Source organism: Streptomyces sp. PL-25, from assembly GCF_058344915.1.
Window position 1 is genome coordinate 3,617,492 of record NZ_CP136997.1, and the last position, 14,024, is coordinate 3,631,515.

The window sequence follows — 14,024 nt, forward strand, 5'->3', positions numbered from 1 at the left end:
GGAGTTGGTCCCGCATGGCCGCCGCACCGACCGCGCACGAGCTGATCGCCCGCCACCGGCCCACTCTCGACCAGGCGCTGGAGGCCATCCGCACGCGCGCGTACTGGTCGCCCCACCCCGAGCACCCCAAGGCCTACGGGGAGCACGGCAGCCTGGACGCCGCGGCGGGCAAGGCCGCCTTCGATGCCCTGCTGGGCACCCGCCTCGACCTCGGCCAGCCCGGCACCGACGACTGGGTGGGCGGCGAGATCTCGCCGTACGGCATCGAGCTGGGCGTGACGTATCCGCACGCGGACCTCGACGTGCTGCTGCCCGCCATGCGCGCCGGACAGCCGGCCTGGCGCGAGGCGGGCGCGGAGCTGCGGGCCGCGGTCTGCCTGGAGATCCTGCACCGGATCAGCGACCGGACGCACGAGTTCGCGCACGCGGTCATGCACACCTCCGGACAGGCCTTCATGATGGCGTTCCAGGCGGGCGGCCCGCACGCCCAGGACCGCGGCCTGGAAGCGGTGGCGTACGCGTACGCGGAGCAGACGCGCACCCCCGGCACCGCAGAGTGGAGCAAGCCGCAGGGCAAGCGCGATCCGCTCGCCCTCACCAAGACGTTCACCCCGGTCCCCCGCGGCACCGCCCTGGTCATCGGCTGCAACACCTTCCCGACGTGGAACGGCTACCCGGGCCTGTTCGCCTCCCTGGCCACCGGTAACGCGGTCCTGGTCAAGCCGCACCCGCGCGCGGTGCTGCCGCTCGCCCTCACCGTGCGCACCGCCCGCGAGGTGCTGGCCGAGGCCGGCTTCGACGCGAACCTGGTGGCGCTGGCCGCCGAGCGGCCCGGCGAGGGCATCGCCAAGGCCCTCGCCACCCGCCCCGAGATCCGGATCATCGACTACACCGGCTCCACGGCCTTCGGCGTCTGGCTGGAGGCCAACGCCCGCCAGGCCAAGGTGTACACGGAGAAGGCCGGGGTCAACACGGTCGTCCTGGAGTCGACCGGCGACTACAACGGGATGCTCGCCAACCTGGCCTTCTCGCTGTCCCTGTACAGCGGCCAGATGTGCACCACCCCGCAGAACCTGCTGATCCCCCGGGACGGCATCCGCACCGACCAGGGCCCCAAGTCCTTCGACGAGGTGGCCGCCGACCTCGCCAAGGCGGTGGACAGCCTGCTCGGCGACGACGCTCGGGCGAACGCCCTGCTCGGCGCGATCGTCAACCCGGACGTCAAGGCCCGCCTCGAGGCCGCGGCGGCGCTCGGCGAGGTCGCCCTCGCCTCCCGCGAGATCGCCAACCCCGACTTCCCGGACGCCGTGGTGCGCACCCCGGTGATCGTGAAGCTGGACGGCGCCAAGCCGGAGGCCGAGGCCGCCTACCTGAGCGAGTGCTTCGGGCCGGTCTCCTTCGCGGTCGCCGTCGACTCGGCCGCCGACGCGGTGGAGCTGCTGCGGCGCACCGTCCGTGAGAAGGGCGCGATGACGGTGGGCGCCCACACGACCGACGACGAGGTCGAGCGGGCGATCGAAGAGGTGTGTCTGGAGGAGGCGGCCCAGCTGTCGCTGAACCTCACCGGCGGGGTGTACGTCAACCAGACCGCGGCCTTCTCCGACTTCCACGGCTCGGGCGGCAACCCCGCGGCCAACGCGGCCCTCACGGACGGCGCGTTCGTGGCCGACCGCTTCCGGGTGGTGGAGGTCCGCCGCGACGCGTGATCCCGGGGCTGCCGAGGGCCCCGGCCGCTCCGGGGCCCTCAGGCCACGGGCGCGCCCCCGGTGAGACTCCAGTGGTACAGCGTCATGGCCACACTGGTGGCCAGGTTGTAGCTGGAGACCTGGGGGCGCATCGGCAGCGCCACCAGATGGTCGGTGCGCTCCCGCAGCGCGGCGCTCAGCCCGCTGCGCTCGGAGCCGAAGGCGAGGACCGCGTCGTCGGGCAGCTTCAGCCCGCGGATGTCCTCGCCCTCCGGGTCGAGCGCGAACAGCGGGCCGCCCGGCAGCGTCTCCACGCTCAGCCGCTCCACGACGGTCGCGAAGTGCAGCCCCGCCCCGCCGCGCACCACCGTCGGGTGCCAGGGGTCCAGGGTGCCCGTGGTGACCACCCCGGTCACACCGAAACCGGCCGCCAGCCGGATCACCGCGCCCGCGTTGCCCAGGTTGCGCGGCTCGTCCAGGACCACGACGGGCGCGCCGCGGGGCGTGTGCGCCAGCGCCCGCAGCCCCGCCTCGCGGGAGGGCCGTACGGCCAGCGCCGCCACGGCCGTGGGATGCGGGCGCGGCACCAGCGAGGCGTACGTCCCGTGCGGCACCTCGGTCAGCAGGGCGTCCAGCGCGTCCCGCACGTCCGGGGCCAGCTCCTGCGCGAGGGCGAGCGCCGCCCGCCGGTCGGCGGCGACCGCCACCGGCACCTCGGCCCCGAAACGCACGGCGTGCTTGAGGGCGTGGAAGCCGTCCAGGAGCACGGCGCCACCGGCGAGCCGGTGCCAGGCGGACACGGCGGCCACGGGGTCGTTCATGCGGGGAAGCCTACGCCCGCGGGCTCGCCCTCCTCCGCGGCGCCGGACGGCTCGGCCACCGGGCGGTGGTCCGGGCGCCGCGGCAGCCGGGCACGCGCGCGTGCCGCCGCGCCGCCGAGCCTGCGCAGGAACGCCGTCGGCAGGAACACCGCGTCCGCCGCGATCATCGCCAGCGAGAAGAACGGCAGCCCCAGCACGACCGCGATCACGGCGTGCTCGGTCATCATCGCCACCAGCAGGACGTTCTTCACCCGCCGGTTGAACAGCGTGAACGGGAAGGCGACCTGCACGATCACCGTCCCGTAGGTGACGACCGTCATCATCGTGCCGCTGGCGGACAGCAGATCCGACAGCGCCGGCCAGGGCGAGAAGTAGTCCAGGTGGAGCGGGTAGTACACGGCGGTGCCGTCCTGCCAGCGCGAGCCCTGGATCTTGTACCAGCCGGCCGTCGAGTAGATCAGGCACGCCTCGGCCATGATCACGAACAGCGCGGCGTTGTGCGTGAAGTCGGCGACGACGTCGAGCAGGACCCGCGGCCCGGCCGACCGCGCCCGTTGTCCGACCAGCCAGTACAGCCCCTGCGCCACCCACACGCACCACAGCAGGGCGGGCACCAGCCACTCGCCCTGGACCCGGCCCGCCGCGGTGACCGCGATCAGCGCGGCGCCGAGCACGCCCCACAGGACGGGCCCGATCCGGTCGGCCACCCGCTCCCCACGCGCGCGTGCCGCCTCGGTCCGTCCGGCCCGCCGCGCATCCAGCGACCACACCCGCCCGCACCGGGTGAAGACCAGGTAGATCGCCATCAGGTGCAGGACGTTGTCCCCGCCGTCGCCCATGAAGACGCTGCGGTTCTGGAGCGAGAGCACACCGAGCATGAACAGCACGGACACGGTGCGGGTGCGCCAGCCCAGCAACAGCAGCAGGCTGGAGAGCACGGCGAGCAGATAGACGGTCTCGAACCAGAACTGGCCCCGGAACCACATCAGGGCCGTGAAGGCGCCGTTGCTCTCGGTCAGCTGCCGGCCGAGGTCCCAGTTCCACGGCCCGTCGGGCCCGTACAGCTCCTGGCGGTTCGGCAGCTCGCGCAGCAGGAACAGCAGCCAGGTCCCGGCGAAGCCGATGCGTATCACGGCCGTCTGGTAGGGACCGAGTGCCGCTTCGGTGACCCGGGTGACGCCCCGGGAGACGGAGCGCGGGAAACCGTTCACTTCACACCTCCGCCGGCCTCGCCGGCCGGGACCGTCCACCAGGGCAGCGTGCGGTACGAGACCGAGTTCGACGCCTTCTCCCCGCTCCACGCGGGCGGGGCCACCGCTGACGTGCGGACCCTCAGCTGGATGCGTTCGACGGTCCCGCCCGGACCCGCCACCCGGTCACGGTCCAGGCGCATCACCACGATGCGGCGCACGTACTGCTCCGACAGCGTGCCGCGCAGCCCGATCGCGCGGTTCTGCCGGTCGTGGGAGGCGGCGTAGAAGTCGAAGGCGCGGCGCAGCTCGTTCTGCTGCGTGTGGCTGGGCAGCAGGCTGCCGTCGATGGCCCGGCCGTCCTGCGCGGACAGGTCGTACCAGCCGGTGGTGCGGCTGGTGCCGTCCGCGCCGAGGGTCTCGGCGCGCGCCTGCACGGCGACGTTCTGCTGGAGCGGGTTCGGCGCGAACAGCTTCCAGTTCTGCTCGAACTCCGGGTAGATCCACTGGTCGACGGCCTTGCCGTGCTGCTTCGTCACCGTGTTCGAAGGGGCGACGTGCAGGAAGACCATCGTGACGTGCACGCAGGCGACCACCACCACGGCGGCCAGCGCCAGCACCGCCCCCACCTGGTACGGCAGGGACAGCCCGGCCACCCGGCCGGGCGGATCGCCGTCGCCGCCGCCTTCCGCGGAGGCATCCGGATCCGGAGAGCCCGGGGACGCGGGGGCGGCCGGGGAGCCCGGAAGGGAAGCGACCGGGGAGCCCGGGAAGGGAGGGGAAGGAGCCGATCCAGGAGAGAGGAGGGGAGGGAACGGGGGAACGGCCGAGCCGTGCACGCCCGTTCGCGGACCCGGCACGGAGGATCCGTCCACCCCACCCGGACCGTCCGCCCCATCCGGGCCGTCCGATTCACCCGGCCCGCCCGGCGTATCCGGCCTCTCGGACGTACCCGCCCCCTCGGATGTGTCGGGTCCGTCCGGGCCCGGCCTCGCGGAGCCGACCGTCCGGTCCGGTCCGCCCGGGGCGTTCGCATCCCCGTCGTACGCTTCCATTCCGCCCCGTTCCCGATTCCGGTCCTGTCCCGGCTGCACGACCGGCCGCCGTCACCCGCCCGGCCCACCGGAGGCCGCCCGGCGCCGCCGCGGCACCTGCCCGTGTCGCCCGCTCCCGGGCGCCGCACGGAACGGTACCCAGGGCCACCCGCACGGCACAGACCCCGGTCCCGCGGGCTGCCCGGCCCGGCCGGGTTTCATGCCGCTCTGTCACCCTTCGCCCGTTCGGCGCCCGGGAGTGTGCGCCCCGCCGACGCCGGTACCGAGGACCGTTCGCGCTCCGGCCGCCTCCGAGCCGTCGCCCGCCCGGCCGGTCCGCCCCGTCCGCGGCCCTCCGCGACCGGTCCGCGGCCCTCTCGCGGGCTTTCCCCCGCCTTTCCACGGCCTTTCCGGGGCCTTTCCGGGGCCTTTCCGTGGCCTTTCCGCGGTCTGTCCACAGGAGGCGCCCGCAGTTGTCCACAGCGGTTGACACCCTACGGCGGCGGACCGCACCATGGAATTCACCGAACCGAACGATCGGTCGGGAGAATCCCGAGAGCCGAGGTCGAGGGGGACCGCATGGCGACAGCAGCCGCGCAGCAGACGGCAGGCGTCCTGGCGAGCGACACAGCGGGCGCAGCGGCGGGAGCCGACGCCCTCCAGCGTGCGTTCGACGCCGCGGTCGCCGCCGACGAGCGCATCGAACCACGGGACTGGATGCCCGACGCCTACCGCGCGTCACTGGTCCGGCAGATCGCCCAGCACGCGCATTCCGAGATCATCGGCATGCAGCCGGAGGCCAACTGGATCACGCGCGCGCCGTCCCTGCGCCGCAAGGCCATCCTCATGGCCAAGGTCCAGGACGAGGCGGGCCACGGCCTGTATCTGTACAGCGCGGCCGAGACCCTGGGCGTCAGCCGCGAGGAGCTGCTCGACAAGCTGCACAGCGGTCGGCAGAAGTACTCCTCGATCTTCAACTACCCCACCCTCACCTGGGCGGACGTCGGCGCGGTCGGCTGGCTGGTGGACGGCGCGGCGATCACCAACCAGGTCCCGCTGTGCCGCTGCTCCTACGGCCCGTACGCCCGCGCGATGGTCCGCGTCTGCAAGGAGGAGTCCTTCCACCAGCGCCAGGGGTACGAGCTGCTGCTCACCCTGAGCCGGGGCACACCCGAGCAGCACGCGATGGCGCAGGACGCCGTGGACCGCTGGTGGTGGCCGTCCCTGATGATGTTCGGCCCGCCCGACGACGCCTCCCAGCACTCCGCCCAGTCGATGGCGTGGAAGATCAAGCGCCACTCCAACGACGAGCTGCGCCAGCGCTTCGTCGACATCTGCGTCCCGCAGGCCGAGGCCCTCGGCCTCACCCTGCCCGACCCCGACCTGAAGTGGAACGAGGAGCGGGGCCACCACGACTTCGGCGCCATCGACTGGACCGAGTTCCAGGGCGTCCTCAAGGGCAACGGCCCCTGCAACGAACAGCGCATCACCCAGCGCCGACGGGCCCACGACGAGGGCGCCTGGGTGCGGGAGGCGGCCGCCGCCCACGCCGCCAAGCACACCGGCACGACAGGAGCGGGACAGGAATGACAAGCACCGACTGGCCCCTGTGGGAGGTCTTCGTGCGCTCCCGGCGCGGCCTCTCCCACACCCACGCGGGCAGCCTGCACGCCCCGGACGCGGAGCTGGCCCTGCGCAACGCGCGCGACCTGTACACCCGGCGCGGCGAGGGCGTCTCGATCTGGGTCGTGCCGTCCGCCGCGATCACCGCCTCCTCGCCGGACGAGAAGGACCCCTTCTTCGAACCGGCCGCCGACAAGCCCTACCGGCACCCGACGTTCTACGAGATCCCGGAAGGGGTGCAGCACCTGTGACGGCCACGGCCCCCGCCCCCGCCCCCGCCACCACCGCCGCCCTGGCCCTGGGTGACGACGCCCTGGTGCTCTCCCACCGCCTGGGAGAGTGGGTCGGTCACGCGCCCGTCCTGGAGGAGGAGGTCGCCCTCTCCAACATCGCCCTGGACCTGCTGGGCCAGGCCCGCGTCCTGCTGTCGATGGCCGGTGACGAGGACGAGCTGGCGTATCTGCGCGAGGAGCGCGCCTTCACCCAGCTCCAGCTCGTCGAGCAGCCCAACGGCGACTTCGCGCACACGATCGTCCGCCAGCTCTACTTCTCCACCTACCAGCACCTCCTGTACGCCGAACTGGCGACGGGATCAGGGGTGTTCGCCCCGCTCGCCGGCAAGGCCGTCAAGGAGGTCGCCTACCACCGCGACCACGCCGAGCAGTGGACGCTGCGGCTCGGCGACGGCACCGACGTCAGCCATGAGCGCATGCGGCGCGCCTGCACCGCGCTGTGGCGGTTCACCGGCGAGATGTTCCAGCCGGTGGAGGGCCTGGACGTCGACCTGGCCGCCCTGGAGGCCGCCTGGCTGGAGTCCGTCACCGCCGTGCTGGACCGGGCCACGCTGGAGCTGCCCGAGGGCCCGCGCTCCGGGGCGTGGTCGGCGGGCGCGGGCCGGCAGGGCCTGCACACCGAGCCGTTCGGGCCGATGCTCGCCGAGATGCAGCATCTGCACCGCAGCCACCCGGGGGCGACATGGTGACCACCACGACCCCGCTGGAGACGGAACTGCTGCGCCTGGCGGGCTCGGTGCCCGACCCCGAGCTGCCCGTGCTCACCCTCGCGGAGCTGGGCGTGGTCCGCGCGCTCCACCTGCACGGCACGGACGCGGTGGAGGTCGAGCTGACCCCCACCTACACCGGCTGCCCGGCGATCGAGGCCATGTCGCTGGACATCGAGCGGGTGCTGCGCGAACACGGCGTGCGGGAGGTCACCGTGCGCACCGTCCTCGCCCCGGCCTGGTCGACGGACGACATCACCGCCGAAGGCCGCCGCAAACTGCGGGAGTTCGGCATAGCGCCCCCGCGCGTCCGCACCCCCTCCACCCCCGTCCCGCTGGAGCTGGGCCCGACCCGCACCCACCCGGCCCCGGCCGGCGCGCAGGGGACGCCCGCGGACCCGGTCCACTGCCCGCACTGCGGATCGGCCGACACCGAGCTGCTCAGCAGGTTCTCGTCGACCGCGTGCAAGGCGCTGCGCCGCTGCCTGTCCTGCCGGGAACCGTTCGACCACTTCAAGGAGGTGTGATGGCCCGCTTCCACCCCTTGCCCGTGACGGCGGTCGAGCGGCTCACCGACGACTCGGTGGCCCTCACCTTCGCGGTGCCGCCCGAGCTGCGCGAGGAGTACCGGCACGCGGCGGGCCAGCACCTCGCGCTGCGCCGGTCGGCCGACGGCACCGAAGTCCGGCGGACGTACTCGATCTGCTCCCCGGCCCCCGACCCCGGCGGCGAGGGACCGCGGACCCTGCGGGTCGGCGTGCGGCTGGTGGAGGGCGGCGCCTTCTCCACGTACGCCCTGAAGGAGATCAACCTCGGGGACGAGCTGGAGGTGATGACCCCGGCGGGCCGCTTCACCCTGGAGCCCGCACCCGGCCTGTACGCGGCGGTCGTCGGCGGCAGCGGCATCACACCGGTGCTGTCCATCGCCACCACCCTGCTGGCCCGCGCCCCCGAAGCCCGTTTCTGTCTGATACGCAGCGACCGCACGACGGCGTCGACGATGTTCCTGGAGGAGGTCGCCGACCTGAAGGACCGCTACCCCGAGCGGTTGCAGCTGGTGACGGTGCTGTCCCGGGAGGAGCAGCAGGCGGGGCTGCCCTCCGGGCGGCTGGGCCGGTCGCGGCTCGGCGAGCTGCTGCCCGCGCTGCTGCCGGTGTCCGAGGTGGCGGGCTGGTTCCTGTGCGGCCCCTTCGGGCTGGTGCAGGGCGCCGAGCAGGCGCTGCGCGCCCTGGGCGTGCCCCGGGCCAGGGTCCACGAGGAGATCTTCCATGTGGACGCCGGTACGGAGCCCGGTCCTGCGCCGTCCGCGACGGCACCCGCGCACAGCACGGTCACCGTCCGGCTCGACGGCCGCGGCGGCACCTGGCCGGTCCAGGAGGGCGAGACCCTGCTGGAGACGGTGCTGCGCAACCGGCCCGACGCGCCGTACGCCTGCAAGGGCGGCGTGTGCGGGACGTGCCGGGCGTTCCTGGTCACGGGCGAGGTGCGGATGGACCGCAACTTCGCGCTGGAGCCGGAGGAGACGGACGCGGGATACGTCCTGGCCTGCCAGTCGCACCCGGCGACGGAGCAGGTGGAGCTGGACTTCGACCGCTGACGCCCACCGACGGACGCCCCGCCTCCCGGGCACCCCGCCCCGGGCGCCGCACCCCCGGGTGCCCGACCGCCCGCACCCGGCGGGCGCGCCGCTGTCGGAGGACGTGGCCGGGTCGCTGTCGGAGGACGTGGCCGGGCCGCTGTCAGAGGACGTGGCCGGGCTGTCCCTCGTCGGTCACCACGGGGCGGCCCGCGGCGGCCCACACCTGCATGCCGCCGTCGACGTTCACCGCGTCGACGCCCTGCTGGACCAGGTACATCGTCACCTGGGCCGAGCGGCCGCCGGAGCGGCAGATCACATGGACCCGCCCGTCCTGCGGGGCCGCCTCGGTCAGCTCGCCGTAGCGGGCGACGAAGTCGCCGAGGGGGATGTGCAGCGCCCCCTCGGCATGTCCCGCCTGCCATTCGTCGTCCTCGCGGACGTCCAGCAGAAAGTCGCCGTCCTTGAGGTCCGTGACCTCGACCGTGGGTACACCCGCTCCGAAACGCATGGATCCGACGCTACCCGACACTCCCCCGGAGCAGTCGCCGCGAGGGGCGCGCGGGCCAGAGCCCCGGTCACTTCCGGCCGCCGCCGGACCGGTCCAGGGCCCGCCGGGCGGCCTCAGGCGTCGGCGCCGCCCTGCAACACCGCGAGCTGGGACTCCCGCTCCGCCAGGTCGGTGCGCAGCTGTGCGGCGATCTCGTCGAGCAGGCTGTCGGGGTCGTCCGGGGCGAGCCGGAGCATCCCGGCGATCGCGCCGTCCTCCAGCTCCTTGGCGACCAGGGTGAGCATCTCCTTGCGCCGGGCGAGCCATTCCAGCCGCTCGTACAGCTCCTCGGCGCGGCTGGGTGCCTGTTCCGCGGGGAGCGGCCCGGCGGCCCACTCCTCGGCCAGCTCGCGCAGCTCCTTCTCGTCGCCCCGGGCGTAGGCGGCGTTGACCCGGGTGAGGAACTCCTCGCGCCGTTTGCGCTCGCCGTCCTCCTGGACCAGGTCGGGGTGGGCCTTGCGCACCAGCTCGCGGTAGAGCCCGCGGGCCTCCTCGCTCGGTCGTACCCGCTGCGGGGGCCGCACCGCCTGGCCGGTGAGCATCGCCGCGGCCTCCGGGAAGAGCCCGTCGCCGTCCATCCAGCCGTGCAGCAGTTCCTCGACGCCGGGGATCGGCGCCACCCGGGCCCGCGCCTCCTGCGCCGCGCGCAGATCCCCGGGGTCGCCGGTGCGCGCCGCGCGGGCCTCGGCGATCAGCGCGTCCAGTTCGTCGAGGCGGGCGTAGAGCGGGCCGAGGCGCTGGTGGTGCAGCCGGGAGAAGTTCTCGATCTCGACCCGGAAGGTCTCCACCGCGATCTCGTACTCGATGAGTGCCTGCTCGGCGGCGCGCACGGCCCGTTCCAGCCGCTCCTCGGGCCGCGGCGCGGCGCTCTCGGACGTCGCCCGGTCCGCTCCGGCGACACCACCCTGCTCAGCTTCCGGGGTCGTCACCCGACCAGCGTAGGCCACGGCGACCGGCACCCCGCCCGCCGCGCCCCGCCGCGCCCCGCCCGCACGCCGGTGACCGGCGCTCCCCGGCGCTCCTCGGCGTCCCCCGGCGCCCCCCGGCGTCCCCGGACATCCTCCGGGACGGCGACCCGCTGCGACCGTGACCGGGGGCACTGGCCCTGCGACCGCGTCCTTACACCCGCATCTCCGCGGCGACCCGCGTCCCTACACCCCCATCTCCGCGGCGACCCGGCCCGCCCGCACCGCCGTGACCAGGTCCGCGTGGTCCGCCTCGGTGCGGTCCGCGTAGGCGACGGCGAACGCGGCGACCGCCTCGTCCAGTTCCTGGTTCTTGCCGCAGTAGCCGGCGATCAGCCGGGGGTCGGCGCTGTGCGCGTGGGCGCGGGCCAGCAGCGCGCCGGTCATCCGGCCGTAGTCGTCGATCTGGTCGGCGGGCAGAGCGGCCGGGTCGACGCTGCCCTTGCGGTTGCGGAACTGGCGTACCTGGTAAGGCCGTCCGTCCACCGTCGTCCAGCCCAGCAGGATGTCGCTCACCACCTGCATGCGCTTCTGCCCGAGCACCACCCGGCGCCCCTCGTGCTCCGCCCCCGGCGCCGGCACCGTGAACCCCGCGGTCTCCAGATGCGGCAGCAGCGCCGACGGCCTGGCCTCCTTCACCTGGAGCACCAGCGGCTCACCGCGGTGGTCCAGCAGCAGCACCACGTACGACCGGGTGCCGACGCTGCCGGTGCCGACGACCCGGAAGGCCACGTCGTGCACCGCGTGCCGGGCCAGCAGCGGAAGGCGGTCCTCGGAGAGGGTGGTCAGATACTGCTCCAGCGAGGCCGCCACCGCACGGGCCTCCGCGTCCGGCACCCGCCGCAGCACCGGAGGGGCGTCCACGAAGCGGCGTCCGCCGTCCTCGGTGCGCTCGGTCGACTTGGCCGCGAACCGCCCGCTGGTGTTGGCGCGCGCCTTCTCCGAGACGCGTTCGAGGGTGCCGAGCAGGTCGTGGGCGTCGGTGTGGGAGACGAGTTCCTCGTCGGCGATGGCGTTCCAGGCGTCCAGCACCGGCAGCCGGGCCAGCAGCCGCATGGTCCGCCGGTAGGCGCCCACCGCGTCCCCCGCGGCCTCGCGGCAGTCGTCCTCGTCGCAGCCCGCCTCCCGGCCCGCCAGCACCAGGGAGGCCGCGAGCCGCTTGAGGTCCCACTCCCAGGGGCCGCGCACCGTCTCGTCGAAGTCGTTCAGGTCGATGACGAGGCCGCCGCGGGCGTCGCCGTAGAGACCGAAGTTGGCCGCGTGGGCGTCACCGCAGAGCTGGGCGGCGACGCCGGTCACGGGGGTGCGCGCGAGGTCGTACGCCATCAGGCCCGCCGAACCGCGCAGAAAGGCGAACGGTGTCGCCGCCATCCGCCCCACCCGGATCGGTATCAGCTCGGGTATCCGGCCGTGGTTGGACTCCTCGACGGCGCCGACCGCGTCCGGCCGCCCCGCGTCCGGCGTGAACCCGGCGTGCGCGGAGCGCGGGACCCGCCCGCGCAGCGCCTTGCCCTCCGCCTTGGGCGACCCCGCGACGGGCCACCGCGCGAACCCGGGCACCGACGGCACCCGCCCGGCACGCCCCCCGCGCCCGCCGTCCGCCGCACCCACGTCCGCACCCGCGCCCGTCCCCGCACCGACCTCGGTGACCTCGGCCATCAAGAACCGCCCCTCCCCGCCCAGTCCACGCTGTTTCCGCGCGCGGCGAACCCCCGCCGCGACGCGCCCCGACGCTACAGCGCCCCGCACCCCGCGTACACCGACCCGCCACCCCGCCGCACCCGGCCCGCTTCCCGGCGCGGCTCGCTCCGTACACCACCTCGCACGCCGTCCCGGGGGGGTCACATCGCACACGACTTCACGCGCCACATCCCGCCGGATCGCATACCGCACCACACACCATTCCTTACGCCACCCCGTACGCCACCTCGTACGCCATCTCGTACATGACCTCGTACAGAACGTCGTACATAACGCCGTGCAGGGGGCCGGACGGTATCTGCACGCCCGTCACCAGCGCGATTACAGTCGTCCGCGATCACCACCGGAGCGCGTCCGCCCGACATCAGCCTGCCCCGCGCGGCGGGCGCGCTCCGTGTCATGCACGTCCCGTCCTTCTTCCCCCACCGAGGAGACCGAGGAACCCGCCATGACACCAACCGCTCCGGACGGCCCCGGCTCCGGCTCCGGCTCCAGCCCCGACTCCGACTCCGCGGCCGGCCGCGGGATCAGCCGCAAGAGCCTGCTGAGGGCGGCCGTCGCCGCCGGTGCCGCCATCCCGCTGCTCACGGGCACGGTGGCCCTCGCCCGGGACGCCGCGGGCCAGGGACGCGCCCTGCCCGCCACCCCCGACTGCGACGACGGCGACGGCCCGACCCACGACCAGATCGAGGGCCCGTACTTCAAGCCGAACTCGCCGCTGCGCACCAATCTGGTGACCTCGGGCATCAACGGCACCCCGCTGACGGTCAGCGGCTATGTCTTCGGCCGCAACTGCGTCCCGATATCCGGCGTCCTGCTGGACTTCTGGCAGGCGGACGACGCCGGGAACTACGACATGTCCGGCTTCACGCTGCGCGGGCACCAGTTCTCGGACGCCAAGGGCGCCTTCTCCCTGACCACCATCGTGCCGGGGCTCTACCCGGGCCGCACACGGCACATCCACGTCAAGGTGCAGGCCCCCAACCAGCCCGTGCTCACCACCCAGCTGTACTTCCCCGGTGAGCCCCGCAACAACACGGACACCCTCTACGACCCCGCGCTGCTGATGAACGTCCGCGGCGCCGGCAGCGGCAAGGAGGGCACCTTCGACTTCGTCCTGAACGTCGACGGAACCCCCGGCGGCCCCAGCGACCCGCCGCCGACCGACCCGCCGAGCGGCACCTGGGCCGCCGGGCATTCCTACACGGCGGGCGACCGGGTCACCTACAACGGCACCAGCTACACCTGCGTTCAGGCGCACACCTCCATGGCCGGCTGGGAGCCCCCGAACGTCCCCGCCCTGTGGCGCGCGGGCTGACCCCACGCCTCCCAGGACGTCTCGGGCCCGTACGGGCGCGGGACCGCACAGGCACGACACCGCGCAGAACGCCCGGCCGGGCTTCCCGGCCGGGCGTTCACCTGATTCTGCCGTGGCTTCTGAGCCACCCGCGCTCCCGCGCCCTGCCATGGATCCTGCGGATGCCGCCGCGCGTCCTGTTGAGCTTCCTGGAGATCTCCGCGATCAGCTGCGTGGACTCACCGAACTGCTCAAGAAGACCGGAGGAGGCCGGGGCCCACGCGCCGTCCGGAGTGCGGCGTGCCCCGATCTCGCCGCACAGATCGACCAGCTCCGTCATCAGACGGTGGAACCGGGCCACGTCCTCCTCGGAGAAGTCGGAATCGGTGAGCTGACCCGCACGCCGTGCGACTGGGACGCGCATACCGGGAATCTCCATGGGTTCGTCGGGGCGGACACGGACGGCGGGGCCGCCGGGCGCCCGGGGCGATCGGGGCGGGCGGGGCCGCGGGTACGGCCGGTGCTGTGGGTACGGCCGATGCCGCGGGTACAGCCGGTGCTGTGGGTACGGCCGGTGCCGCG

14 protein-coding genes are annotated in these 14,024 nt (G+C 74.0%); 7 read left to right on the plus strand and 7 right to left on the minus strand.

Going from position 1 to position 14,024, the window contains the following annotated elements; genetic code table 11:
- Positions 1-14 precede the first annotated feature (14 nt).
- Entirely contained in the window at positions 15-1,706 is a 1,692-nt protein-coding gene (gene paaN, locus R4Z62_RS16070) for a phenylacetic acid degradation protein PaaN (RefSeq protein ID WP_491520134.1), read from the plus strand.
- 38 nt (positions 1,707-1,744) lie between these two features.
- On the opposite strand, the gene R4Z62_RS16075 is transcribed toward paaN, so the two are convergent.
- The 3 genes from R4Z62_RS16075 to R4Z62_RS16085 are packed head-to-tail and all read right to left on the minus strand — an operon-like array spanning position 1,745 to position 4,352.
- On the minus strand, positions 1,745-2,506 hold the full coding sequence (locus tag R4Z62_RS16075) for a TrmH family RNA methyltransferase (RefSeq protein ID WP_385490623.1): 762 nt from the start codon (positions 2,504-2,506) through the stop codon (positions 1,745-1,747).
- Positions 2,503-3,717, minus strand: a complete 1,215-nt coding sequence (locus R4Z62_RS16080; RefSeq protein ID WP_491520135.1) for an HTTM domain-containing protein — start codon at positions 3,715-3,717, stop codon at positions 2,503-2,505. Before R4Z62_RS16080 ends, R4Z62_RS16075 begins: the two co-directional genes overlap by 4 nt.
- Positions 3,714-4,352, minus strand: coding sequence for a DUF5819 family protein (locus tag R4Z62_RS16085; protein WP_491520136.1), 639 nt, complete (start codon positions 4,350-4,352; stop codon positions 3,714-3,716). The genes R4Z62_RS16080 and R4Z62_RS16085 overlap by 4 nt, the downstream gene beginning before the upstream one ends.
- A gap of 957 nt (positions 4,353-5,309) precedes the next feature.
- On the opposite strand from R4Z62_RS16085, the gene paaA reads away from it, so the two are divergent.
- From paaA to R4Z62_RS16110, 5 genes are read left to right on the plus strand one after another with little or no spacing between them, the layout of a single operon-like run.
- On the plus strand, positions 5,310-6,320 hold the full coding sequence (gene paaA / locus R4Z62_RS16090; protein ID WP_385490619.1) for a 1,2-phenylacetyl-CoA epoxidase subunit PaaA: 1,011 nt from the start codon (positions 5,310-5,312) through the stop codon (positions 6,318-6,320).
- Positions 6,317-6,604 carry a 1,2-phenylacetyl-CoA epoxidase subunit PaaB gene (paaB, locus tag R4Z62_RS16095; protein ID WP_018569147.1) on the plus strand — a complete coding sequence of 96 codons (288 nt, stop codon included), beginning with the start codon at positions 6,317-6,319 and terminating at the stop codon, positions 6,602-6,604. The genes paaA and paaB overlap by 4 nt, the downstream gene beginning before the upstream one ends.
- A complete protein-coding gene (gene paaC / locus R4Z62_RS16100; RefSeq protein ID WP_355476582.1) occupies positions 6,601-7,335 on the plus strand; it encodes a 1,2-phenylacetyl-CoA epoxidase subunit PaaC in 735 nt (244 codons plus the stop codon). Before paaB ends, paaC begins: the two co-directional genes overlap by 4 nt.
- Positions 7,332-7,880, plus strand: a complete 549-nt coding sequence (paaD, locus tag R4Z62_RS16105; protein WP_385491074.1) for a 1,2-phenylacetyl-CoA epoxidase subunit PaaD — start codon at positions 7,332-7,334, stop codon at positions 7,878-7,880. Before paaC ends, paaD begins: the two co-directional genes overlap by 4 nt.
- Positions 7,880-8,950, plus strand: a complete 1,071-nt coding sequence (locus R4Z62_RS16110) for a 2Fe-2S iron-sulfur cluster-binding protein (RefSeq protein ID WP_385490615.1) — start codon at positions 7,880-7,882, stop codon at positions 8,948-8,950. The genes paaD and R4Z62_RS16110 overlap by 1 nt, the downstream gene beginning before the upstream one ends.
- Before the next feature lie 142 nt (positions 8,951-9,092).
- Here R4Z62_RS16110 and R4Z62_RS16115 read toward each other — a convergent pair whose 3' ends face one another.
- From R4Z62_RS16115 to R4Z62_RS16125, 3 genes are all read right to left on the minus strand, one after another.
- Complete coding sequence (locus tag R4Z62_RS16115; protein WP_355476586.1) at positions 9,093-9,440, minus strand: rhodanese-like domain-containing protein; 348 nt, start codon at positions 9,438-9,440, stop codon at positions 9,093-9,095.
- 113 nt (positions 9,441-9,553) lie between these two features.
- Positions 9,554-10,408, minus strand: coding sequence for a hypothetical protein (locus R4Z62_RS16120; protein ID WP_064534145.1), 855 nt, complete (start codon positions 10,406-10,408; stop codon positions 9,554-9,556).
- Between the two features lie 222 nt (positions 10,409-10,630).
- The gene (locus R4Z62_RS16125; RefSeq protein WP_385490612.1) at positions 10,631-12,103 is read right to left on the minus strand and encodes a DUF2252 domain-containing protein; all 1,473 of its coding nucleotides are present in this window, start codon (positions 12,101-12,103) and stop codon (positions 10,631-10,633) included.
- A 490-nt stretch (positions 12,104-12,593) separates the two neighbouring features.
- Between R4Z62_RS16125 and R4Z62_RS16130 the strand changes: the two genes are divergently transcribed.
- Positions 12,594-13,463 (plus strand): carbohydrate-binding protein, encoded by an 870-nt coding sequence (locus tag R4Z62_RS16130; RefSeq protein WP_385490609.1) that lies wholly within the window; start codon positions 12,594-12,596, stop codon positions 13,461-13,463.
- A 97-nt stretch (positions 13,464-13,560) separates the two neighbouring features.
- Here R4Z62_RS16130 and R4Z62_RS16135 read toward each other — a convergent pair whose 3' ends face one another.
- The gene (locus R4Z62_RS16135) at positions 13,561-13,866 is read right to left on the minus strand and encodes a hypothetical protein (RefSeq protein WP_355476592.1); all 306 of its coding nucleotides are present in this window, start codon (positions 13,864-13,866) and stop codon (positions 13,561-13,563) included.
- Between the last annotated feature and the right edge of the window lie 158 nt (positions 13,867-14,024).